This window comes from Achromobacter arsenitoxydans SY8 (assembly GCF_000236785.1).
In the GTDB taxonomy this organism is placed as follows: domain Bacteria; phylum Pseudomonadota; class Gammaproteobacteria; order Burkholderiales; family Burkholderiaceae_B; genus Achromobacter; species Achromobacter arsenitoxydans.
The window spans coordinates 51,947-71,263 of the sequence record NZ_AGUF01000057.1; the positions used below are offsets into that span (position 1 = coordinate 51,947).

The following is a 19,317-nucleotide window of genomic DNA, read 5'->3' on the forward strand; positions in this document are numbered from 1 at the left end:
CAAGATCAAACCACTTGTTTATCTCTTGCGGCTGTCCTGCGCCAGGACCTTCAGAGCGTTGTTCGCCTTGTCAATATCCAAGTCCCGAATCGCGTTTTCCAGCGCGCTGTAGAGCAACTTCTCGGCGGTGTCTATGCTCGCCGATTTAGCATTTACCACGGTGTTAAGGGACACCTCTGTTGACACGAGGTTTGTCTTCTTGTCGGAAACAGTGACGATAGCCCACCCGACCGACACGCCCGCGAGAACCGTCGCCTCACCATTCATGTGTAATCGAAGATTATTCTTCGTCAGTTTGGCACACTGCGCATCTGACATCGGAGTGCCACCGTTCGCTTTAACTACTTGTCGTATGAGAGGCGTCGCAGACATTTGGAAGTTACAGGCGGCAGCGGCCAAGCTTGGAGCAACAAGTAAAGCAACAGCCCCTGCACCGGCAAGAAGTGGACGGCACAATCCAGCGCGAATTCTTGTATATTTTACTGATTTCATTATTTTGTCCCAAATAGATACATAATATCTCGCTTCTTTGATGCGGGTAAAGATGAACTATCTAGGTCTTGATTAAGGGCTAGTCGGCTCGGAGGGATCAATGTGCAGCCGCTACCAAACCCTGAAAGACGCAGAAGTACTGCTCCCAAAGTTCGGCACGCCGAAGGCGGCGCCCATCGGCAAGTACGACATGTGGCCGCGGTATCAGGGCGTCTTTGTACGCCGGCCGCCGGAGCATGACGCCGGCGATGAGGCCGTGCCGGAGCGCGAGGCGGCGGTAGGCCGGTGGGGTCTGATTTCCGCATCGACCCGCCCGGACACCTTGGCCGGAGCCGAGAAGCTGTCGACGTTCAACGCGCGCGACGACCGTGTTGCCAACGCCTTCACCTTCCGCAATGCCTGGCGCCGCGGGCAGCACTGCATTATCCCGGCCGACGCGATTTTCGAACCCGATTGGCGCTCGGGCAAAGCCATCGCCACCCGCTTCACCCGGGCCGACGGCGCGCCGCTGGGCATAGCCGGCCTGTGGGACCGCTACCGGGACGCCAGCGGGGCCTGGCACAACAGCTACACCATGCTGACCATCAACGCCGATCATGATCCGCTCTTCCGCGACTACCATCAGCCGAACAAGGAAAAGCGGATGGTCGTGATCCTGCCGGAGGGCGCCTACAGCGACTGGCTGGCTGCGAGCGCTGAGCAGAGCCGCGAATTCCTTACGCCCTTCCCCTCCGACAAGCTTGTCGCCACGCCAATGACATGACCCCGTTTCTGCTGCAATATACTGTATATTCATACAGTTATATCGCAGCAGAATCATGCGTTGCTCCGTCATCCGCACCCACTATCTCGGCCAGAAGCGTCGAGACAATGACCCTGCGCCCGCAGTGATCGGCACGGTTCATATGTACTCGGTCACACGCGACGATCTGCGCCGCCAGATCACCGTCATGACCATGGACGGCCTCGCCAAATTTGGCGGAATGCAAAAAGGGGCGATTCCTGATCTGCTTGAGCCGGAGCTACTGACCTTCGCATCCGACCGCGGGATGATGGTCTGCGGGTTCGAAGAGATCGACGGTCGGCGCTACTACCAGGGGTGGTAGATGCAGTGGTGACGCGGCTCTCCGTGAATCGGCACCGCTCACCGAACGGTCAAGGGCGTTGATAGCGCAGAGGAGACCGCCTTCCTAGCGTCGCCAACAGTCAGGACCTGGGCACAATACTTGCGAGCCCCAAGGCGCTGCGGCGGTGGGCACATCCTTCGGGCCCTCAGGCGAATGGCACCTCCGCCTGAGCCGCCGCAGCCCCCTTCCAGTGTAAATATTGCCTTCACCGCCTGACGACCTCCCGGCGCAAGCATCTGGAACCGACAGTGGACTGTAGTCGCCAGTAAGAACGTACTAGATGTCGAAACTCATCTACGCAGTATCAGAAAGGGGCGCGCGAGGTTGAGTACTTCTGCCGGGAAATCTCCTTGGGGCATGCGTCACGCTGACTTTCCCTTCCCTCGCAAGAACGCTGCAACCCCTCCCTTCAACGACTTAGCATCATAGGTCGAATTCCTGACGGCAGCCTGCAATATCATCCTGCGAGCTTCAGTCGACATAGAATGCCAGACGCTCACGATCGCAGCCCCCAAGCAAGCAATGACTCGTCGCTCGTGCTCGTCAAGAACCCCAGGGTCCAACATCTCAACAAACGTAGGCAATTGCACGTTGCCTTCGTTTAGCCAGCGCTCAATGTCATACTCATCATGATGATCGTGGCCCATGGTGAATCCTAAAAAAGATCACCCTCGGCGACGCGCGCAATTTTCGCCTTGAGTGCAGACCTAGTGAATGCTGCTTGCGCCCTCTCACGATTTAGCACCCGTTGGCGCGCGTCAACGGGAAGCTCCTCCCAAAGACTCAAAATGGACGCGCCAAGGAATGCGAGGATTCGACGCTCAGACTCCTCGTATTCCTCTATAGCGAACGATTTCGCCAGCGAAGCGAGCTGTGAGCCCCCTTCATTGTCCCAACGCTCCTGTGCGTTTACACCCATTGACTGTGACATGGCAGCCTCCTGCCGGTTGCATGAGCCCAGTGTAGGCCAGGGACGGCCAGAGCCTTACCGTTGTTTCAATTCAATCGTAGGACGCACATACTATTGAGCGTACTGTGACTAGGTGGCATACGTCACGACAACTCAAGAGGTACACATCATGACATTCCCTACTCGCTTCAGCGCTGCCGGCCCTCCTTCGCAACCCGGCCAGAGCGACCAGCCGAACAAGCAGCAAGAACAGCAAACCCAGGAACAAAAAGAAGAAGCCGCGCGCAAGCAGGTTCAGGGCGATCCGACTAAGCAGCGCACGCCCCAGTAACCTTGGGCAGCCGCCGCACTTATGAATAAGACGCGGCACCTGTAGCTACATCCACAGCAAGTTTGTAAGCGCTGGCTCATCGCATGGCCGCGAGAGCTGGCGAATGCCATTTTCTCTAGGGCATCGCGCCGCATCCTTTCTGCCCTAAGCATCACAGAGATGTTGCCAGACCTTATTCCCTTCCAACACTTGACGCCGGACAGACGCCGGCGTCGCATCGACCTGCCCGGCGGAATCGAAATAGACCGGGCGTGCGTGGTCGCAATACTCAACGCCGACCCGTTCCCGGGCCGCGCACCCAATCCCGCTCAAGCTCAGCAGCAACAGCGTCATCGCCCATACGGGCCGTTTCCAATTGCACATCACGCGCCTCCTTACGAGCCTGCGCGGCCTGTTCATTGACTTCAGCAGCGCGCCGTTGACGCTCCGCCCCCTTGCCAGCGCTGCGTCCCCGCAGATATGCCCCGAGGGCCAGCGCCAGGGCGGCGCCAAGCGCCACCAGATATCCCTTGAATCGCTCAAGCTGCGCCAGCATGGCCGACCTCCTTCATCGCGGCGGCGTAATTCACCGCCCATTTAGCGCGAAGATCTGCGCGCTCGTCCGGCGTGCCGCGGGCGTACGCACCAGGCCGCCACGTGCGGATGTAAAGCGCCCAGGCGCCTTCCTCGTCGCCCCGGACAGGCAAGGGACGCGGATCGGACCAGAGCAGCAAGCGAGCGAGGCCACCCGCAAGCACATCGTCAAACTCGATAGCGTCCCAGATCGCGGCGTCATCGGCTGGTACACCTCGTGCGCGATAGAGCCGCGCGGCGAGGTCGCGCGTGGCGGGGTGAACACGCACCCCATGAACCAAGCCGCCCCCCTGCTCGCCTTGCCAGAAGCTCTTCGCCGGCCCGATGGGTCGCGGCGGCTTGCCGACGAGTTGCCGGCGGTGCAGAAATAGGCTTTCCTGCAGGCCGGTCGTCAGCAACTGGATCCGCCCCGCTGCGCTGTCCATCTTGGCCGGCAGCAGCGCCAGCGCCGGGCTGATCGCAGTCTGAATAATCGTCTTCAGATCCACGATCAGCCCTCCCCGCCAGGCCGCCGCCACGGCAAACGCGCCAGTATCTCGTCCAACCACGGCAGCACGCCCTGGTCGCGCATGCGCGCCATCCACCGCATGTACGCGCCCAAGACCCACCAGGCCGGCAGGCCCGCCAACAACATGCTGGGGCCGAGTACGTAGAACTTCGCCAGCAATGCGTCGTCGCTTCCAGCGCCGTGCTGTGCAAGCCAGGTCATGGCCTCCATCAGGCTGGGCTTCCAGGCAATGACGGCCGCAGCCACGCCAGGGCCGAAGAGCAACGAACACGACACCGTCGAAACGATCCGCACCGTGAACTCCCTCGCCGTGCGCGGCGGCATGATCAGCAGCCCGAGGATAGCCGCGATTGCGGCCGGCACCCCGTATGCCATCGCGACCTTCAAGGCCGCGAGCCCTCCCAGTCCCGTAGAACTCGGTTCCATTGAAATGCTCCTGTGATGGGTCTGCATTGCTGCCTCCCGAATGGACGAAAAAAAGCCCGCCGAGGCGGGCAAATGAATGCTGATTAAGATCGCCGCTATGCCTTGATGCTTCCAGCTAGGATGAACAGCGCGTCGATCTTCGCAGCCGACAATCCCAACATGCCCGCAATCGCCGCCAGCATTTCGCTGTCGCGGCGGAACTCCTGCAGGTCGTCCCAGGCCCGGCGATACCACGCTGGCGTGTCGGGCTGGGCCAGCAACGCCTCCGCGGCTTCAAACAATGTGCCGTCGCCGTGGGCGGTGCGATGCATGGCCTCGCGGCCCTGGAACCGGGAGACGACTTGCGGCACGTCGGGAGGCGGTGCGGCGTCAGGGTCGTGCGCGCCGTAGACCGCCATGACCGCCGCCACCTGCTCGGACGTCATGGGGTTGGGGTTTAGGTCGGTCGGCTCGGTAGCGAACATGAATTCACCCTGGCCGTTCCAAGTAAACGGTAGCCCCACCAGTCCTGCGGCGACGAGTTCCGAACTAAAGCTGGGACCGATACTTTTCATATGTCACACACCACGGAAAGGTCTTGCTTGAAAACGACGGGGATACTTGCGCTACCTACACGGCCGTAGGGTTGGATGTTGATCATGCCGTCCGCCGTCGGGACGTGCCGCCCGCTGATGGCCGTAGCGGTCTGGTAGCTGGCGTTAGCGGGCAGGGAGTACCCGTACCCGCCGACAATGCCCACCCCGTTCAGTGCGATGACCAAATAGGCCGCTCCGCCTGGGTTAGGTGAGGGCCACACTACACCTGACAGGTGCAGGCCCACGTCCACGCTCGCCCACACAAGTGCCCGCACCCCAGCGGTCAACGGGACGTAGTTCGTGCTGGCCGTTTGGGAGTCGCTGGGACCCTCATAACCGATGGTGGTTTTGCGGTTGAACCAGCTTGCAACGCGCAGTTCGGCCGGCGTGAAGACGAACTGCGAAGCTCCGGTCGTGTAAACCATCCCGATCAGAGTGCGCGTTGCGTCTCCCAGCATGACCTCCACCCCGTCCGAGTGCGTGGTGTGGCCCGTGGTGCTCGCCTCCAGGTAGACTTTCCCAACCCCATCGTCGCGTGCATACACGTACGCGAATGTGGAGGGCGTCACCGCCGCGCTAGGGAAGGCAACGCCGGCCATGGGAATGCGAAACTGCCGACCGCCAATAATGAGCCCGTTGCCGTTGTGCGGCATGAGACGGCACTCCGCGGGACTCACGTACACGAAGCGACATTGCCCATGCGCGGGTTGAGACACTTCGTATCTCGAACGAACGGCAACCCACTCCATCGGCCCCTGCGTCACCACGAAGATTGGACCGACGTTGGTGCTCGGGATACTGGCCAATGGGAAAACCGGCAGGCCCATCCCCTGGGCAGCAAGTTGCGCGTAGTGCTTGGCGGAAAACTCGCCGGTATCTACCGGCTCGCCAAGCTTCGTGGCCCACTGCCGCGCGAGAGCGGCGCTTCCGCCCGACTCCGCCGCCTTCTGACTGGCGCCTTGCTGCGACGACGCGGCGGCATCTGCCGACGATGCCGCCGCAGCCCGACTTAGACCCGCGGCGTATGCACTCTGTGCTGCGGCGGTCGCGTCATTGTCGGCAGCCACTGCTGAGGCCGTCACATCCAGCTGTAAGGCATTGGCCTCGTCCGCGAAGCGCGGCAGCGCCGCCATGAATGCGTCCGCCCGTTCTGCGAAGTTCTCCGGGTCGCTCCGACTGGGCGGAGTCGGCAAGCTTGTGATTGCCATCAGGTAAGTCCTTCAATTTCAAGATTGCAGAAGTTCATCATTTCGTACGCCACGTCGATGGAGAAATCCTTGTAGAACCCGTAAATCGTGAGCGGACCGTAGGCCTCAGCATCCGTACCAATCCAAACGCAAGGAGTGGCGCGAAGCCCAGATAGCAGCCGATAGACAGCGGCAAACCGTGCCGTCTCCAGCCACAGGCGGGTGGACATTCGCCGCGAAAAGCGCCGCCGGCGGAAGGTTGTGACGCCCGTTTCAGACGTGTCTTTGCGGCTGTAGTCGACAATCCCAACGCTGCCACCGTATTCCGCGTCACCGATGAAATACGAGGTGCCGCAGATCATGGCGCCGCAAGCGACCTCAGCTCCTGGCGCCAAGATCGACACATCCAGGTGCAAGCTTCCATACGCCGGCAGGTCCGTCAGGACAAGCTCTGAAAGCGGAGAAAACGGCTCGAAAAAATACTCGTACCAATTGGTGACTATCGAGCCCTCTAAGGCGCGTTCGGTCTCGTACAGAATCGGACCGCCCAAGCCGTCCCGGCCAATTACCTTCACCCTCGTGCCGACGAGTTCAAGTAGCGCCAAGCTATTGACCAGCCCAGGGCGAACAACCACCCGCAGCGGACTATCGCCGACAGTTTGAGTGCTGACCTCGCTGTCATACATTGCCCAGCGGTTGGTCGGACCCGCCAGCGCCCAGTACAAGGGCGCCGCCCCCGGCGTATTCCCTACGTTCGGGGTCTGCACGCACTCAAAGACTTGCGCCTGATAAACCACCCGCGCCCCAACCGGGTAATCAGTGGTCGGGACGTAGGCGGGATAGTCATCTTCGGCCACGCTGGACGAGATCAATTGATCTCGTCCTATGGAAACCGGCTTGATTACTTTCATGCGCTCGATACCTCCACTCGCAAGGGCTCGGCCGCATCGGGCCTGACAATCACGCCATCCGACTCAAGCCGGTCAAGTTGTCGTACGGTCTTGCCAGTATTGCTGGCCGTTGCACGCGCTTCAATCCGCAGGTTTTTCACTTCTTCCCGCAAGGCTTTCTGCTCCTCCAGCAATGCACGCATCAGCGCCAACGATTGCTCGTCGCCACCACCCGCCAGAATTGCGCGGGTCCGCTCGGCGCTGAAAATCCGAGACGGGCCAGTTACTTCCAGCTCCGGGCCGTTCTCACCGACCAGGCGCAAGCCGCCGGCATGGTCCCCGCCCTTGGCGAAGGCCGCGACCGGCCGACCCGTCAAAGCGTTGACGACTTGCCGCAGGCCGTTGACCGTGGCATCTCGCGCCGCATTGATGGCATTCGTCAGAACCTGATCGCCGGACAGCGCGGACTTCTCCAACTCCAACAGCTTGGTGTCAATTTCCGCCAGGAGGTCCAGACTGTCTTGCTGGTAGTCCTTCGGCGTCACCGAGTCCATTCGACTCGCTACCGCCTCCGCACGCGCCAGCGCCGTAGCGACGAAGGCCTGATACTGCTCATCGGACGAGAACGCGCTTTTAGCGGCCTCCAGCATGGGCAGCATCAAGCCGTTGAGGTCGTCGGCAAAGCCGGCTAACTCTTCGCCATCTGCCCCCATTGCCTTGGCGTATGCCTTGGCGTACTCGCCTTGCATATGAGCGAACTGCTCTTCCGGCGAAAGCTGGCTGACCCGGTAGTCTTTCACCGTCTTGCGCAAGCCAACCGCGCCATTCGCCAGGAGATCAGCAAGCGCCTTCTGGGCTTCGTAGTACCGCAGCGTCTCCGCGCGAAGCTCGCTCAGCTTGTTGACCGACGTTCCGGCATCGAGCGCGAACCGCTGGAGTGCGTCCGCGTAGGCCGTCTGCTGAGACTTGGCGTTAACCGCCGCCTCAGTAGCTGCCGCTTGCGCACTGGCCGCCGCAGTCACGGACGCCGCGTACTCAGCTTGCAACCGCGAGACTTCCTCAAACGACGGCGCCGCCGCGCCCGCGGCTTCCGCAGCGCGCAACGCAGTCACTGCTTCCTCCCACGCTGCCTGAGCCGCAGGAAGCTGCGCCTGTGCAATGCTCCGCGCCGCGTCCAGCTCCTTCCAGTTGTCCTTCTTATATCCAACCGTCTTCGGCGCGTAGATGTCCCAGTTCAGCTTTTCAAGCCACGCCTGCGCGTCCGAAGCTCGCTGTTGAGCTGCCGCCAGATTGCTATCCGCCGACTCGCGCGAGGACTTCACACCGTAATAGGCTCTTTCGGCCGCGTTGCGATCGCTCATCCTTTGCGCGCTCAGCGCGTCGGCTGCGTTCAGTTGCGCACCCGCGGCCATCAAGCCCGCATTGCTCGGCAGGTCGGTTTTGATACCCTGGATGCCCTTTCTGACCGCCTCGGGGGACATTGGCGACGGATCGAGAATCTGCCGAGCGGCTTCCCGGACAGCCGCGCGCTCATTGGCAATGCTGTCCAGAATCGACCGCATCCTGTCGCCAAGCTGCTCAAACGCTGCCGTCATGGTGGCAACGAAAACATCCGTGTCCACCTCTTTGAGCGCTTCAGCCAGGCCAGCGAAGTCAATGACAGTCCCGCCCACGCCGGTGCGCAGGGCCTCCATCTGCTCCACAAGCGCAAGGCTGGCTTCCTGAGCGCCCGTCATCGAGTCACTCAATTTCCCGCTGTTGCTGGTGAAATCCAACAGCCCAGATTCGAGATCGAGGAACAGAAGCGAAATCTGCCCCGTCGATTCTCCAACCTGGGACAGCGAACTCCGTAGCAGGAGCGCCTTCACGGCCGCCCCATCCAGCGCAGGCGCCAGCCCACCGCGGCCTGTAAACGCCTCCAGCATTCTGCCGGCTGCCTCCTGGCCTCGCCGAGTCGTTGCCTCGATCACGGCGGCAAACTCCGGCGCGATTGCCAACAGGGCAACATACGCGCCGCGGCCGGCATCGGTTGTCAGGTCCAGGGCTGACACCATGGCGCGCAACTCTTCCATAGTGTTCGGCATCGCAATGTTCAGCCCCTGCAGCGACTCCGCCATAGCCGCCAGGCTCAGCTTTGCGCGCTCGGCCTCCGAGTAATAGAGCTGGTAATACTGACCCGTGGCCTGGCTCATCGCGTCGATGCCGCCAAACGCCTCGACCAGCTTGGTGGCAACTGCCGCACCCGACAGCGATACTTCGTACAAGCTCAGATCCAGCAGCTTTAGCCCGCTGTTCGCGGCGCTCAGGTTCTCGCCCAGGCGTTGCAAGGTCGCCGATGCGGTCTCGTTCTCCTTCGAAAACTCCGCAATATTCGGGACCAAGGAGCGCACCATGTTCTCGCCGACTGCGGCAATGGCCTCCTCCAACAGTCGTTGGTTTTCCTCTTCATCCTTCGTCAGCTTGACTCGGATCTGGTCACTGTACGTGTCCAGCGACTCCGCTGACACACCGATGGCGCCGGCCAGGTCCTTGGCGTTCGTCTTCATCACGTCGAAGGCAGCGCTCAGGTCGTCCAACAGGCCATCATCGAGCGCGCCAACTTGAACGCCGCTTCGGCCGCTACTGAACCATCCTCCCTTTTGCTTCCAAGGAGTAGACGTGTAGCCAGAAAAGCCCAATGAGCCGAAGTCCCCCACGAACGTGGTGTCGTCGTACTTCTTCGGCCCACGCCCAAAGGCCCTGTTGAAGACCCCCCCCAGCAGCCCACCTACGGCTGCTCCAAGCGCCGTTCCGAGCCCCGGCACAATTGAGCCGATTGCGGCGCCGGCAGCGGTTCCCGCGTTCACGGTTCGATTGCCTGAAGACCCCCACGCGCTGTACCCGCCCGAAATCAGCTTCCCTCCCATCAAGCCGATGCCAGCACCCGCCGCGATTCCTGCAGCCGAGCCCACCAACCCGGCCGTGGTCGCGCCCGCATTGATCCCCCCGCCAAAGCCATAGCCAAAGTCGGCGATCCACTGGGAGCCCATTTCCACACCGAAATTGGTAATGGACTGCCCCATCGCGCCAAACCCGCCCGTCAGCATGCTGTACGCATTCTTTCCGGCGCTCAGCAGGCTCATGGTGTTCGCCGCGCCTCCGGCCGCCCCCAGAATGCCACCAGGGGCGGTGGCAACGCCGGCCGCGCTGGCTGCCCCTGCCCCGGTATTGCCAATCAGGCTCGCGGCAATTTGAACCACGAACGGCTGCGCGAACATCCGGTAGATCTGATCCGCTACCGTCGTCTTGAACGTCGTCGTAAGCGACTTTGTGAACGATTTCCACCCGTCCTTGCCGTTGTTCATCATGTCGGCGAAGCCCTGGCGGAACACATCGCCGTATTTGTCGACGCTTCGCTCCCAGTCGCGCGCCATCTCGTCAGCCGCCTTCTTCTGGGCGTCTTTCGCGTCTTTGGCGCGGATCGCCTCACCCAGCCGCTTCCGAGCTTCGATCTCCTGCTCAATCAAGGCAATTTCACGCTCAGCCCCGTCGAAGCCCTGCAAAGCGGCTTTGCGTTCTTCCAGGCGTGCGATGTTCAACGCCTCAAGTGCGGCCTTGCTCAGCCCATAAGTGGAAACCTGATCTTCGACCGCTTGGGCTTCCTGCCCGATCTTCGTGATCCCCTCTTCCAGGGAGGTGTAGTACTTCTCGCGCTCCTCCTGAAAGCCCTTCGTTGCCGCATTGGCCCGGACCAGCGCCCCAGCTTCGTCAGTGAGCGCCTTGGTTCGCTCCAAACTGGCACGCACCTGAGACTTGAGGTTGCCTTTCAGCAGCTCGCCAATCTCTGCGGAACGGCGCTCATACTCATTCAGCTTGCTGGTCTGCAAGCCCCGCTGCCCCAGCTCCACCGCCAACGCCTGCTCTTCAGCAATGCGAGCACGCAGGCGCGCCACTTCAGACTCCGCGCCGGACGGCCCCTTATCGCTGCCTTTCTCCTCGAATCGCTTGTCGATCTCGGCCAGCGCCGTCTTGTGGGCTACGTAAACCTTGCGGTACTCCTCCGTCCCTTCCTTGAGGCCGTCCACCGCCTTGCGGAATGCGGCAGCTTCTTTCTCGATTGCGGTCTGTCGCTGCTGGGATTTCGAAGTGCGGGTGTCGTCCGTCAGGTAATCATCCCGGAACTTGGCCTGGTCAAGAAGACGCCTTTGCTCAGCGGAAGCATTGACCTCCGCCACCGCGGCGGCGGCCTTGGCCTGCATCGCCCCCAGTTCCATCTGAGCGGCATCAAGGCCGCTCTGTTCGCTGGCGGAAATCTTGGCCCCGCTTTCCCTGGCAAGCCGGATATTGTCCTGGCGCGCACGGACTTCGCGCTCCTTCTTGGCAATGACGTCTTCGACGGTGGACGGGCGGCCGACGTCTGCCATTGCATCCCAGGCCTTGCCCGCCATGTCGCGCACGCCCTTCCATGCGCGCTCCAAATATCCGAGGTTCTGGGATAACTTCGGGGCGCGGTCATTCAGCGCGTCCGCATATGCCTTCTGCGCGACTGCAGCCGCGTCTGCGGTCTTCCCCTGCTGCTCCAAGGCACGAATCTGCTCGTACGTGGAAGCAGTCAAGAAGTTCATGCCCTCATTCAGCTTGACTGCAGCCTCCAGCGGGCTTTTTCCCAACTCCACGAAGTTATCAACCGTGTCCTTGATAGCTGTGCCGGTCGCCTTCTCCCAGCGCACTGAAGCGGCCGAGAACAGTTCCATATTGTCTGCGCCAACCTTCGCCTCACGGCTGAACAGTTGAAGCGCATCTGCGGCCTTGCCTTGCGTACCGACCACATCACCAACCCTACGGGACATGGCTTGCAACTGGCCGCCGGTCACTCCAGCGATGGCGCCGGTCTCGATGACCGAACGGTTAAAGGCTTGAGATTCGCCAGCGCCTTTAAAGTACGCCGCCCCCAGCAGAGCCACCGCCCCCGCGGCGAGCGTGAACGGGCTGGCGAGGCCAGCGATATAGCTTCCCATGGCACGCGCCGCAGGGCCGATACCGCCAAACATATCTTTGAGCTGGCCGCCCTGCTGCATCAGCACCGACATCGGCCGTTGACCGCCCTGCAACGACACAATAATGTCCGTGAACTGCGCCGGCACACCACGCATGGCCGCGGCGGTGGCCTTTGCGGACATACCCAACTGCTCAACCGCCGGAGCCGTCGCCAACATGGCAGCCTTTGCCTGCCCATGCTTGACCGTAACGGCCTCCAACTGTGCCAGATAGGGCTTGAGCTGATCGGCGTCGATCCCGCGCTGCTTCGCCAACGCGGTGTAATAGGAGGCCGTGCCGCGAGCGCCTGCGCTGGTAATGGCAATCTGGCGCTCAATCTGGTTGATGAGCCCCTGCGTGGCCCGCTCCTGCTTGCGGCCCGCCTGCGTTCCGGCTTCCGCCGCCCTCCCCATCTCATTGGACGCTTCGCGCCCGAGCGTAGAAATGGATTTCTTGGCCTTGCCGGTCGCCTCCGTCACCTCGGCCATTGTCGCCGTCAGGCCGGACGCATCGCCCGTTACGGCAACTACGCCCTCAGCAATCACATTCGTCATGGCAATTCCAATAAAAAGGCCCGCACTGGGCGGGCTACTTCTTGCTCATTTCGTCAAGCGCGGCATGCTCAAGGACGCGCATCTGATCTTCCAGCTCTTCGTATCGGTCGGGCGCGAGATCCATGCGATCCATCTTGTGGAACATCACGCCGTAATCCAGCCCTGTCGCGCCGGCCATACCGACACGCCACTGCGAGCGCAATGCAACGAAGAGTTCGAACGCCGCCAGATTCTCGGGCCAGATTTCGACGGGATCGCCCGCCACATCCTCCGGCGTCAAGCCAAAGGCGGCCAGTTCCTTAGGATCCGGCCCCTTCGCATAGAGCGCGGCCCCGAGCGTCCTTAGTTTCCCTCGCGGGCCTTCGACAGCTCGTCGATGTACGCCCCGAGCACCGCACGAGCCGAACCGACGTAACCCTGCACCAGGCGCCCGACGTTATCGGCGTCGAACGAGTCTTCGAGTTCCCAGCCGCTGGCGACGTCCATCAGCAGCTCAACATCGTCGGTGCGATCCTTGAGGCCGTCGAGAAACTCCTTGTAGTCGTCCCGGGAACGATGCTTGAACGTGAATTCCACGTTCTCGAAGCCGTCGCCGGGAACCGGCAGTGGAACCTTCTTCTTAAAAGTGGGTTTCGGGTTGAGGGTGAATTTGGATTTGGTGGCCATGAGAGCTTTCCAGGTTGATGATTGAAATAGTGGACTTTTAGGGGCCGCCCACAGCGAGCGGCCCGGCGGGCTGATTCCAGGCCGTGCTTAGACGGCGTATCGCACGGGGCGCGACAGCAGCGAAAAGGTGGCTTGCACTCCCATCACTTCGCCCTTCGTCATGGACGGCGTTTCGTTGAACGAGACGTAGCCGTTGTAGAGCAGCACGGAGCCGTTCGGGAACGCGATGCGCAAGGCGCGCACCTCACGCTGCTCGGCCGCCGCTTGCAGGGCCTTGTAGCCTGCCAGCGTCGGGTCGTCGGCGATGGTGATCGCCAGCGATTGCGCGCTGGCCTGGGTCGGGATCTGCGACTCGAAGTCGTTCTCCATGAAACTGAACGTGGCGAACTGCATTTCGCCGCCGGACGTCGAGGTTTCGAGAACCTGAGTGATCTGGGTAAACGAAGTGATCTCGCGGAAGGAGCCGTTGCCCGTGCCCGCGGGGAACTGGATCGGCGAAAGCGTGTTTGCGCCTTCCAGGGCGAACGTGCCGGCCGCCGAGTCCGCAACGCGCAGAATGCGTTCATTCAGCTTCTGCCAGCCGGACTTGACTTCGATCAGCGCACCATTCGCGAGGCCGTGCGCAGCGCTGGAGGCAACGCCGGGATTGGCATTGGTAATGCCCGTGATCGTCTTCGACACGCCGTAGGCGGTGGCGAGCGACATGATCACGCCGTTAGGGAGAGAGACAGCCATAGTGGTTTTCCTATCAAGGGACGAAAGAAAACCCGCCGAGGCGGGTTGTGGGATGTGCCCAAGAGAGGGCATAGGTTTGGTTTTGTGTTGTCGGGCTACGCGGGCTCGATAACGGCGCTTTCAAGCTCCAGCGTCACGCTGAGCGAGGCCAGGTCCGAGCCTGCCCCGCCCGAAAGCGAACGGCTGGAGACCTTTGCCACGAAGTAATGCGGGCCGATCTGAGGCACGTCGATACGGAAGCTGTATTGCCGATCCTCCGAGGCCGCGGTACGCAGAAGTACTTGCCCCGCATCGGTGATTCGATACAGATCCAGTTGTAGCGATTGCGGCGCTCGGGCGACGCGCCGGAGGATGGAGACCTTTGCTCCGATGGGCTGATAGGCAGCGGTCTGGTACTGCAATGCGAGAGCGCCGACAACGCGAACGCCCCGAACATGCCTGAACGCCAGTACACCGAATCCAGCGGCATCGAGCGCGGCCGGCACGTCCGGGCAAAGCGCCACCGTGGCGCCGGCCAGTACATAGGGCGTTGTCATGGGGCGTACCACACGCTGAAGTCCTGCTCAGCGCCCTTGAATCCGGTCTCGTCGTCACGGCGAGACACGGGAGCGCCCAGGGGCGTGGCGTACACGGGGGCTGCGCATAACGCCGCCTGCACCGCGCTGATCAGCGCAGAGGCTTGCGCCCGACCTCTTGCCCACACCGTCACCTGCATCCGAGCGTTCTGTTTGTCGGGCAATGCTCCATCCATGAACACCGGCGAATCGCCCCCGACCTGCTGGAAGGTCGCAAACGGCATCGGTGTGTCGCCCTCAGCCGCGTCCGGATAAATCCGCCCTCCAAAGATTGGCCCGAGGGTCTGCACGAGCAAATCCTCAACCATGCTGGATCTCCTTTATCTTTTCGGCTAGGCGCTTCCGCCCTGCCTGGACCGCATCTTTCAGCTTCGCATCTACCGAAACGCGCAAATAGGGCTGCGCAGGAACGAAAACTGGCACCTTCAAAGGTCTATCTTTCAAGGTGATCCACTCGCCGCCTTCAGTCTGGCGCACCGCGTATCGTCGCCAATGACCGTGCTCCACCAGCCACCAATGAGGAGCTTTCGCCTTGTTGACCCCCACGATGTAGGTTTTGCTGTCCGGTCCTGAGACCTTCTCATCAAACCAGCGATAGATTGCAGCCTGGAGCTTCCCGAGCCGGAAGGGAACCCGCGCCCGCATTTCGTCGTACAGCACAATTGCCATCGCATGCGCAGCAGGCCGGATGGCCTCTTGCTTAATTCGGTCGAAGAATGAAGAAACCTGCTTTTCAATATCGCCTTCGAACGAGAACGCCATCGAGTTCGCGCGATGCTGCCGCGTAGACCTCACGAGGAAACCTCCCGCTGGGACAGCTTTCGGCAAACCAGATCAACGTGGTGCCGACGCTCTTCATCGGGTAGGACCGCATCAACGACATAGGTATCCTCCCCCCGCGTGATGCGCATTCCCATCACCACGTCTCGCCGGTACGGGACTCGGATGCTTGCCTTGGCAAGCTCCTGCTCGGCACCCGCCTTGATCGCTGCCACGCCAGAGACATAGCGGATGGACGCCCAAGCCTTCCCTACTATCTCCCAGGCGTTCAGCGGTTCATTGGCGGTGTCTCGACCCTCTTCGCGGCGAAGAATCGTCACGCGGCGATTGCGACTTCCTGCCTTCTGCATGGATTCTCCTAGTCCGGCCACCAACGGTAGGGCGCAGCCAGTTCCTCGAAGCCTTGCGGAACCGGTGCCAGCCGCAGGTCCGTGGCGGCCTCGCGGTTCTTGTCCCAGTGGCCGACGAGCAGGAGCAGAGCCAGCACCACGTCATCCTCAAGGACCAGCGCGTTTGCGGGTGCGGGTTCGGGAACGTCCTCCGTCGTCCTATAGAGCTGGCGCAACGTTCGGGCCTGGAATCTACGCACCGCTGCGCCTACGTATCGGCCCAGCAAGATGTCGCTGGTGTCCTCGGCCTCAATGCGCAACTGCTCCCGCACTTCGTCCAGATCGAGCATTGATGTACGCGGGCTGATTGCTCAGCCCGCCCCCGAGGTGGTTAGGCAGCCTTGCCCTGAAGAGCCTTGATGGCGGCGGTGTCCTGCAACACGCAGCCGAAGCGATGGAATGCCAGGAAGCCCGTCTGGTCGTACTCGGCATACCGTTCAACCAGGCGCTTGAGTACCAAGTAGCGAACACGGCGCAGGATGAATTGATCGAAGTCGCCCGCGAACATGAACTTCGCACCAGCAGCCACAGACGGAATGGCCTGGTCGATCACGTACTGGTACTTCAACAGCCGGGCCGGTGCGCTGGCGTCAAGGCCCGGGATCCACAGCGGCCGGCCGTTGCCGTCCTCCATTTCTTCCAGGACCTGGAGCGTGGTGTCGTTGAACGCCAGGCGGAACTTGGGCGCGTTGCGGTACGCCGGGTCGATGGAGTGAATCAGGCCGTTCACTTCCTTCCAGGTGAACGCGCCCGCCGCGGCGGTTTGCTTACCGACGGAAGCAGAAGCGGCCAGGCCCTTGGGCTGCGCGGGCGTGCCGGTGCCGGTTCCCATGACGATCAGGCGGGATTCGGCGCGACCGATACGCGAAGCGATACGTCCCGCCAGGAACGTTTCCATGTCGATACCGCTGTCGGCCAGCAGTTCGTTGGAAACGCGGATCACCTTGGAAGTCAACTTGTGGGCGCCCAGGGCGTCCATACCGAATTCCACATCCTTCTCGCCGGCATCGGTGTTTTCCCCGATCAGTTCGCCTTCGTCATTCGTGCCGTCGCTCGTCGGCCACTCGATCGGGTTTCCGCCGTCAGTGACCAGCACTTGCGCGACGCTGGCGATGCCGCCGTATTGCTTCATGGATTCCTGAACCTTCGCCAGGAATGCCGTCGGAACGGTGTAACCGCCCTTTTCCGGGCCGGTCACGCCCTGGGCTCGGGCTTCGAGCAGCAACTTGCGCTCTTCCGAGGTCAGATCGGCCGCACCCTGGCGCACGAACTTGATGAAAGCCTGGGCGCGTTGCTCCTCGGGATTGCCCTGTCCGGCGGCCGCTGCGGCTTGCGCTGCCAACTGGCCCGCGTTTTCGTCGACGTAGCGCTGCTCGGTATCGCGCAGCTCTTCTTCGCGCTGGATCTGCTCGTCCAGCTTCTTCAGGTCGGTCTTCATGCCGTCCCATTTGGAGCGCTGCTCGTCGCCCCAGGCGTTTTCACCTTGGGCCTCGTGGAAGGTGCGCATTTCAGCAGCGATCTGCGCACGTTTTTGCTTCAGTTCTGCAAGGGTCATATTGACTCCGATTAAATTGAGGTGAGAGAGGTCAGTTCAAGGAAGCGCTCGCGTGCGCGACGCTCGTTTACAGCCTTGGCGGCCAATTCCTGGGCGCCTTCGGCCAACTTCTTCCAGCTATCCAGCGAGCGCTGGGCGGCGTGGCTGTCGCCATAAGCCGGGTACGTGACCGGTGACACGTCGCGCAGTTCCGCCAGCTTGTGGATCGTTCGAACGATGATTTCCCCTTCGCGGCGCCACTCGTCGCCGTCCGGTGCTACCCGAAACCCGAAACTCGATCCGGTCACGTCGCCGCGCTGAAGCGGTGTCAGCACGAGATCCCGAACTGTTTGCGTGTCTGGCGGGTCGATGGTGTAGGCAAGGCCCCGAGAGTCGATCTCCAACCGCAGCGTATTGCTGCGCGTACGGCCCAGCACGAAGTTGGGATCGTGGTTGAAGAGTGCCCGCACGTCGTCGCCCATGACGTCATCGAACGCGCCAGGGGCGATTTCCTCCACAAACGTGCCGAAGAGCAGCGCGCTGCGCGTGTTGAACACGGCCGCGTAGCCTGCGATCTGCGGGCGTTGCGTCTCGCCGTCGCCAGACGAGCGAAGCTCGCACGGCTGGCCGCCCAGCGTGCGCATTTCAAGGTCTTTCATGGGATTCCCTATTGGCTTTCGGCCGGCGGGGTTGCCGGCGGCTTTCCGACCTCGGCGGCCGGCTTGGCGTTGACGCTGATGAGCAACTCGGACAACCCTTCACGCGGGCTGAGGTCTTCCAGGGCCCGGACTTCGTTGCGGTCCATCCAGCCATCCGTAATGGCGGCGTGGTAGAACTCCGCACGCTCCTTGGGCGTTCCGCGAAGCAGCCCAGCCAGGTTGAGCTTTACGTAATAGCCGGCGCGCCGCTCTGCTGGAGTGAACAACTTGCAGTTCAGTTCCTGCTCCCAGTTCACCCCCCACGGCATCATCGAGTACCGCACAAACCGGATGCTCTGCTCGGTGATATTCGAGTTGGTGGCGCGCTCCAGGTCGTTGATCATGTCCGCCGGCACGTTGTAGATAGCCGCAATTTCCGTGCGGTTCATCTTTCGCGTTTCCAGGAACTGCGCGGCTTCAGGAGGAATCGTCAGCGCGCGGTAGTCCAGGTCCGCCGGCAGCAATAGCGTCTTGTTCTCCGACTGGATAAGCCGCGCTACAGCCTTCGTCCAGAACTCCCGCAGTCGGCCCCAAGTATCCTTGTTGAGGTCGCCTTTGACAGTCAGGATGCCGGTCGGGCGGCCACCTCCTTCGAAGAATTCGCGCCCATAGCGCTGCGCTGCCAGGCCCAGGCCGAGCATTTCCGCATGCTGCTGAATAATGCTTTTTCCCACGCGCCCAGAAGAACCCAACGCGCGCACATGCACCATGTCTTCCGGCGCCACGGCCATCGCCTTGCCTTCTTCGTCAGTCGTGCTGTAGATCCAACGCCCGGCCGGCTTTATCAACGTTGTGGTCCACGGCAAGCAAAACTCCAGCGACCGCAGCTCGCCGGAGCGGCGCCGATCAATCCGGGTGTAGCCATTTCCCCAGCCCAGAACATGGTGCTGCTTTGTTTCGCGCCACTTGTAGCTGGTCTGCCAATCGTTCGGCTTGGAATGGATCAGGTCAAATGCCGGGTGGTCGGTCGCGGGCTCGATCCGATTCCCTTGGCGGCGTAGCACCACCGCAGGCAATTGGGCAACGTTGCTGGACAACACGTAATGGCAGGCGTACACCGCCGAGAGGCAAAGCGCCGCTTCCGGCGTCACGGCTATCCGCTTACCCTCACCATGCAAGTACTCCTGCAGATTCTGACCTGTAAGCGGCACGGATGGGCTTTCGAGGCTGCGCCCCTCAAAGAGCGAAGACAGGATCATCGCTTTCCCCTCGCCGCTGCGCGCAGGGCAAAACCAAGCAGCAACGCTCCAGCAGCCAATAGCGCTGGCCCGGTACCAAACTGCACGTACACCCCGGCGACCACGCAGCTAAAGCCAGCGAGGCCGGCCGCGTCAATAAGCAGATTTTTCAT

The 19,317-nt window shown here is 61.8% G+C and carries 23 protein-coding genes; 3 read left to right on the top strand and 20 right to left on the bottom strand.

What is annotated here, in order from left to right; genetic code table 11:
* Window positions 1–18 precede the first annotated feature (18 nt).
* Window positions 19–492 (bottom strand): hypothetical protein, encoded by a 474-nt coding sequence (locus KYC_RS29690; RefSeq protein ID WP_167310264.1) that lies wholly within the window; start codon window positions 490–492, stop codon window positions 19–21.
* 100 nt (window positions 493–592) lie between these two features.
* Between KYC_RS29690 and KYC_RS17940 the strand changes: the two genes are divergently transcribed.
* The 3 genes from KYC_RS17940 to KYC_RS29350 all read left to right on the top strand — a co-directional run bounded on the left by KYC_RS17940 (window position 593) and on the right by KYC_RS29350 (window position 2,860).
* Window positions 593–1,255 (top strand): SOS response-associated peptidase, encoded by a 663-nt coding sequence (locus tag KYC_RS17940; RefSeq protein WP_008164934.1) that lies wholly within the window; start codon window positions 593–595, stop codon window positions 1,253–1,255.
* A 55-nt stretch (window positions 1,256–1,310) separates the two neighbouring features.
* Window positions 1,311–1,598, top strand: a complete 288-nt coding sequence (locus tag KYC_RS17945; RefSeq protein ID WP_008164937.1) for a hypothetical protein — start codon at window positions 1,311–1,313, stop codon at window positions 1,596–1,598.
* A 1,100-nt stretch (window positions 1,599–2,698) separates the two neighbouring features.
* Window positions 2,699–2,860 carry a hypothetical protein gene (locus KYC_RS29350; RefSeq protein ID WP_008164945.1) on the top strand — a complete coding sequence of 54 codons (162 nt, stop codon included), beginning with the start codon at window positions 2,699–2,701 and terminating at the stop codon, window positions 2,858–2,860.
* A 268-nt stretch (window positions 2,861–3,128) separates the two neighbouring features.
* Here the strand turns inward: KYC_RS29350 and KYC_RS17965 are convergent, their stop codons facing one another.
* The 19 genes from KYC_RS17965 to KYC_RS29695 form a co-directional block, all read right to left on the bottom strand.
* The gene (locus KYC_RS17965) at window positions 3,129–3,395 is read right to left on the bottom strand and encodes a hypothetical protein (protein WP_008164947.1); all 267 of its coding nucleotides are present in this window, start codon (window positions 3,393–3,395) and stop codon (window positions 3,129–3,131) included.
* On the bottom strand, window positions 3,379–3,921 hold the full coding sequence (locus KYC_RS17970; protein WP_043518869.1) for a hypothetical protein: 543 nt from the start codon (window positions 3,919–3,921) through the stop codon (window positions 3,379–3,381). The genes KYC_RS17965 and KYC_RS17970 overlap by 17 nt, the downstream gene beginning before the upstream one ends.
* A gap of 2 nt (window positions 3,922–3,923) precedes the next feature.
* A complete protein-coding gene (locus KYC_RS17975) occupies window positions 3,924–4,367 on the bottom strand; it encodes a hypothetical protein (RefSeq protein ID WP_043518827.1) in 444 nt (147 codons plus the stop codon).
* A 95-nt stretch (window positions 4,368–4,462) separates the two neighbouring features.
* Window positions 4,463–4,831 carry a hypothetical protein gene (locus tag KYC_RS17980; protein ID WP_008164951.1) on the bottom strand — a complete coding sequence of 123 codons (369 nt, stop codon included), beginning with the start codon at window positions 4,829–4,831 and terminating at the stop codon, window positions 4,463–4,465.
* 86 nt (window positions 4,832–4,917) lie between these two features.
* Complete coding sequence (locus tag KYC_RS17985; RefSeq protein WP_008164952.1) at window positions 4,918–6,150, bottom strand: hypothetical protein; 1,233 nt, start codon at window positions 6,148–6,150, stop codon at window positions 4,918–4,920.
* The gene (locus KYC_RS17990; protein WP_008164953.1) at window positions 6,150–7,040 is read right to left on the bottom strand and encodes a hypothetical protein; all 891 of its coding nucleotides are present in this window, start codon (window positions 7,038–7,040) and stop codon (window positions 6,150–6,152) included. Before KYC_RS17990 ends, KYC_RS17985 begins: the two co-directional genes overlap by 1 nt.
* Window positions 7,037–12,589 carry a phage tail length tape measure family protein gene (locus KYC_RS17995; protein ID WP_008164954.1) on the bottom strand — a complete coding sequence of 1,851 codons (5,553 nt, stop codon included), beginning with the start codon at window positions 12,587–12,589 and terminating at the stop codon, window positions 7,037–7,039. Before KYC_RS17995 ends, KYC_RS17990 begins: the two co-directional genes overlap by 4 nt.
* Window positions 12,590–12,623: 34 nt before the next feature.
* Window positions 12,624–12,869: a DUF1799 domain-containing protein gene (locus KYC_RS18000; protein ID WP_008164957.1), complete on the bottom strand. Its 246-nt coding sequence runs from the start codon at window positions 12,867–12,869 to the stop codon at window positions 12,624–12,626.
* 62 nt (window positions 12,870–12,931) lie between these two features.
* On the bottom strand, window positions 12,932–13,255 hold the full coding sequence (locus tag KYC_RS18005; protein ID WP_008164959.1) for a phage tail assembly chaperone: 324 nt from the start codon (window positions 13,253–13,255) through the stop codon (window positions 12,932–12,934).
* A gap of 87 nt (window positions 13,256–13,342) precedes the next feature.
* Window positions 13,343–13,990 carry a phage tail protein gene (locus KYC_RS18010; protein WP_008164962.1) on the bottom strand — a complete coding sequence of 216 codons (648 nt, stop codon included), beginning with the start codon at window positions 13,988–13,990 and terminating at the stop codon, window positions 13,343–13,345.
* A 95-nt stretch (window positions 13,991–14,085) separates the two neighbouring features.
* Entirely contained in the window at window positions 14,086–14,526 is a 441-nt protein-coding gene (locus tag KYC_RS18015; protein WP_008164965.1) for a hypothetical protein, read from the bottom strand.
* On the bottom strand, window positions 14,523–14,873 hold the full coding sequence (locus KYC_RS18020) for a DUF3168 domain-containing protein (RefSeq protein WP_008164968.1): 351 nt from the start codon (window positions 14,871–14,873) through the stop codon (window positions 14,523–14,525). The genes KYC_RS18015 and KYC_RS18020 overlap by 4 nt, the downstream gene beginning before the upstream one ends.
* Window positions 14,866–15,327 (bottom strand): HK97 gp10 family phage protein, encoded by a 462-nt coding sequence (locus KYC_RS18025; protein WP_008164970.1) that lies wholly within the window; start codon window positions 15,325–15,327, stop codon window positions 14,866–14,868. The genes KYC_RS18020 and KYC_RS18025 overlap by 8 nt, the downstream gene beginning before the upstream one ends.
* Window positions 15,328–15,356: 29 nt before the next feature.
* A complete protein-coding gene (locus KYC_RS18030) occupies window positions 15,357–15,695 on the bottom strand; it encodes a phage head closure protein (RefSeq protein WP_008164972.1) in 339 nt (112 codons plus the stop codon).
* A gap of 8 nt (window positions 15,696–15,703) precedes the next feature.
* Complete coding sequence (locus KYC_RS18035) at window positions 15,704–16,024, bottom strand: head-tail connector protein (RefSeq protein WP_008164975.1); 321 nt, start codon at window positions 16,022–16,024, stop codon at window positions 15,704–15,706.
* A gap of 41 nt (window positions 16,025–16,065) precedes the next feature.
* Complete coding sequence (locus KYC_RS18040) at window positions 16,066–17,289, bottom strand: phage major capsid protein (RefSeq protein ID WP_008164977.1); 1,224 nt, start codon at window positions 17,287–17,289, stop codon at window positions 16,066–16,068.
* A gap of 11 nt (window positions 17,290–17,300) precedes the next feature.
* Window positions 17,301–17,927: an HK97 family phage prohead protease gene (locus KYC_RS18045; protein WP_043518833.1), complete on the bottom strand. Its 627-nt coding sequence runs from the start codon at window positions 17,925–17,927 to the stop codon at window positions 17,301–17,303.
* 8 nt (window positions 17,928–17,935) lie between these two features.
* Window positions 17,936–19,165, bottom strand: coding sequence for a phage portal protein (locus KYC_RS18050; protein ID WP_043518835.1), 1,230 nt, complete (start codon window positions 19,163–19,165; stop codon window positions 17,936–17,938).
* Complete coding sequence (locus KYC_RS29695) at window positions 19,162–19,317, bottom strand: hypothetical protein (RefSeq protein WP_167310265.1); 156 nt, start codon at window positions 19,315–19,317, stop codon at window positions 19,162–19,164. Before KYC_RS29695 ends, KYC_RS18050 begins: the two co-directional genes overlap by 4 nt.

What these genes read in the sequence shown, in the direction of transcription:
- KYC_RS17985 (WP_008164952.1), bottom strand. Translation starts at nt 6,150, where the DNA reads ATGGCAATCACAAGCTTGCCGACTCCGCCCAGTCGGAGCGACCCGGAG.
- KYC_RS18040 (WP_008164977.1), bottom strand. Translation starts at nt 17,289, where the DNA reads ATGACCCTTGCAGAACTGAAGCAAAAACGTGCGCAGATCGCTGCTGAA.
- KYC_RS17995 (WP_008164954.1), bottom strand. Translation starts at nt 12,589, where the DNA reads ATGACGAATGTGATTGCTGAGGGCGTAGTTGCCGTAACGGGCGATGCG.
- KYC_RS29350 (WP_008164945.1), top strand. Translation starts at nt 2,699, where the DNA reads ATGACATTCCCTACTCGCTTCAGCGCTGCCGGCCCTCCTTCGCAACCC.
- KYC_RS17975 (WP_043518827.1), bottom strand. Translation starts at nt 4,367, where the DNA reads ATGGAACCGAGTTCTACGGGACTGGGAGGGCTCGCGGCCTTGAAGGTC.
- KYC_RS18020 (WP_008164968.1), bottom strand. Translation starts at nt 14,873, where the DNA reads ATGGTTGAGGATTTGCTCGTGCAGACCCTCGGGCCAATCTTTGGAGGG.
- KYC_RS18050 (WP_043518835.1), bottom strand. Translation starts at nt 19,165, where the DNA reads ATGATCCTGTCTTCGCTCTTTGAGGGGCGCAGCCTCGAAAGCCCATCC.
- KYC_RS18025 (WP_008164970.1), bottom strand. Translation starts at nt 15,327, where the DNA reads ATGGCGTTCTCGTTCGAAGGCGATATTGAAAAGCAGGTTTCTTCATTC.
- KYC_RS17990 (WP_008164953.1), bottom strand. Translation starts at nt 7,040, where the DNA reads ATGAAAGTAATCAAGCCGGTTTCCATAGGACGAGATCAATTGATCTCG.
- KYC_RS17965 (WP_008164947.1), bottom strand. Translation starts at nt 3,395, where the DNA reads ATGCTGGCGCAGCTTGAGCGATTCAAGGGATATCTGGTGGCGCTTGGC.
- KYC_RS29695 (WP_167310265.1), bottom strand. Translation starts at nt 19,317, where the DNA reads ATGAAAAATCTGCTTATTGACGCGGCCGGCCTCGCTGGCTTTAGCTGC.
- KYC_RS17940 (WP_008164934.1), top strand. Translation starts at nt 593, where the DNA reads ATGTGCAGCCGCTACCAAACCCTGAAAGACGCAGAAGTACTGCTCCCA.
- KYC_RS17980 (WP_008164951.1), bottom strand. Translation starts at nt 4,831, where the DNA reads ATGTTCGCTACCGAGCCGACCGACCTAAACCCCAACCCCATGACGTCC.
- KYC_RS18015 (WP_008164965.1), bottom strand. Translation starts at nt 14,526, where the DNA reads ATGACAACGCCCTATGTACTGGCCGGCGCCACGGTGGCGCTTTGCCCG.
- KYC_RS29690 (WP_167310264.1), bottom strand. Translation starts at nt 492, where the DNA reads ATGAAATCAGTAAAATATACAAGAATTCGCGCTGGATTGTGCCGTCCA.
- KYC_RS18030 (WP_008164972.1), bottom strand. Translation starts at nt 15,695, where the DNA reads ATGCAGAAGGCAGGAAGTCGCAATCGCCGCGTGACGATTCTTCGCCGC.
- KYC_RS18005 (WP_008164959.1), bottom strand. Translation starts at nt 13,255, where the DNA reads ATGGCCACCAAATCCAAATTCACCCTCAACCCGAAACCCACTTTTAAG.
- KYC_RS18035 (WP_008164975.1), bottom strand. Translation starts at nt 16,024, where the DNA reads ATGCTCGATCTGGACGAAGTGCGGGAGCAGTTGCGCATTGAGGCCGAG.
- KYC_RS17945 (WP_008164937.1), top strand. Translation starts at nt 1,311, where the DNA reads ATGCGTTGCTCCGTCATCCGCACCCACTATCTCGGCCAGAAGCGTCGA.
- KYC_RS18045 (WP_043518833.1), bottom strand. Translation starts at nt 17,927, where the DNA reads ATGAAAGACCTTGAAATGCGCACGCTGGGCGGCCAGCCGTGCGAGCTT.
- KYC_RS18010 (WP_008164962.1), bottom strand. Translation starts at nt 13,990, where the DNA reads ATGGCTGTCTCTCTCCCTAACGGCGTGATCATGTCGCTCGCCACCGCC.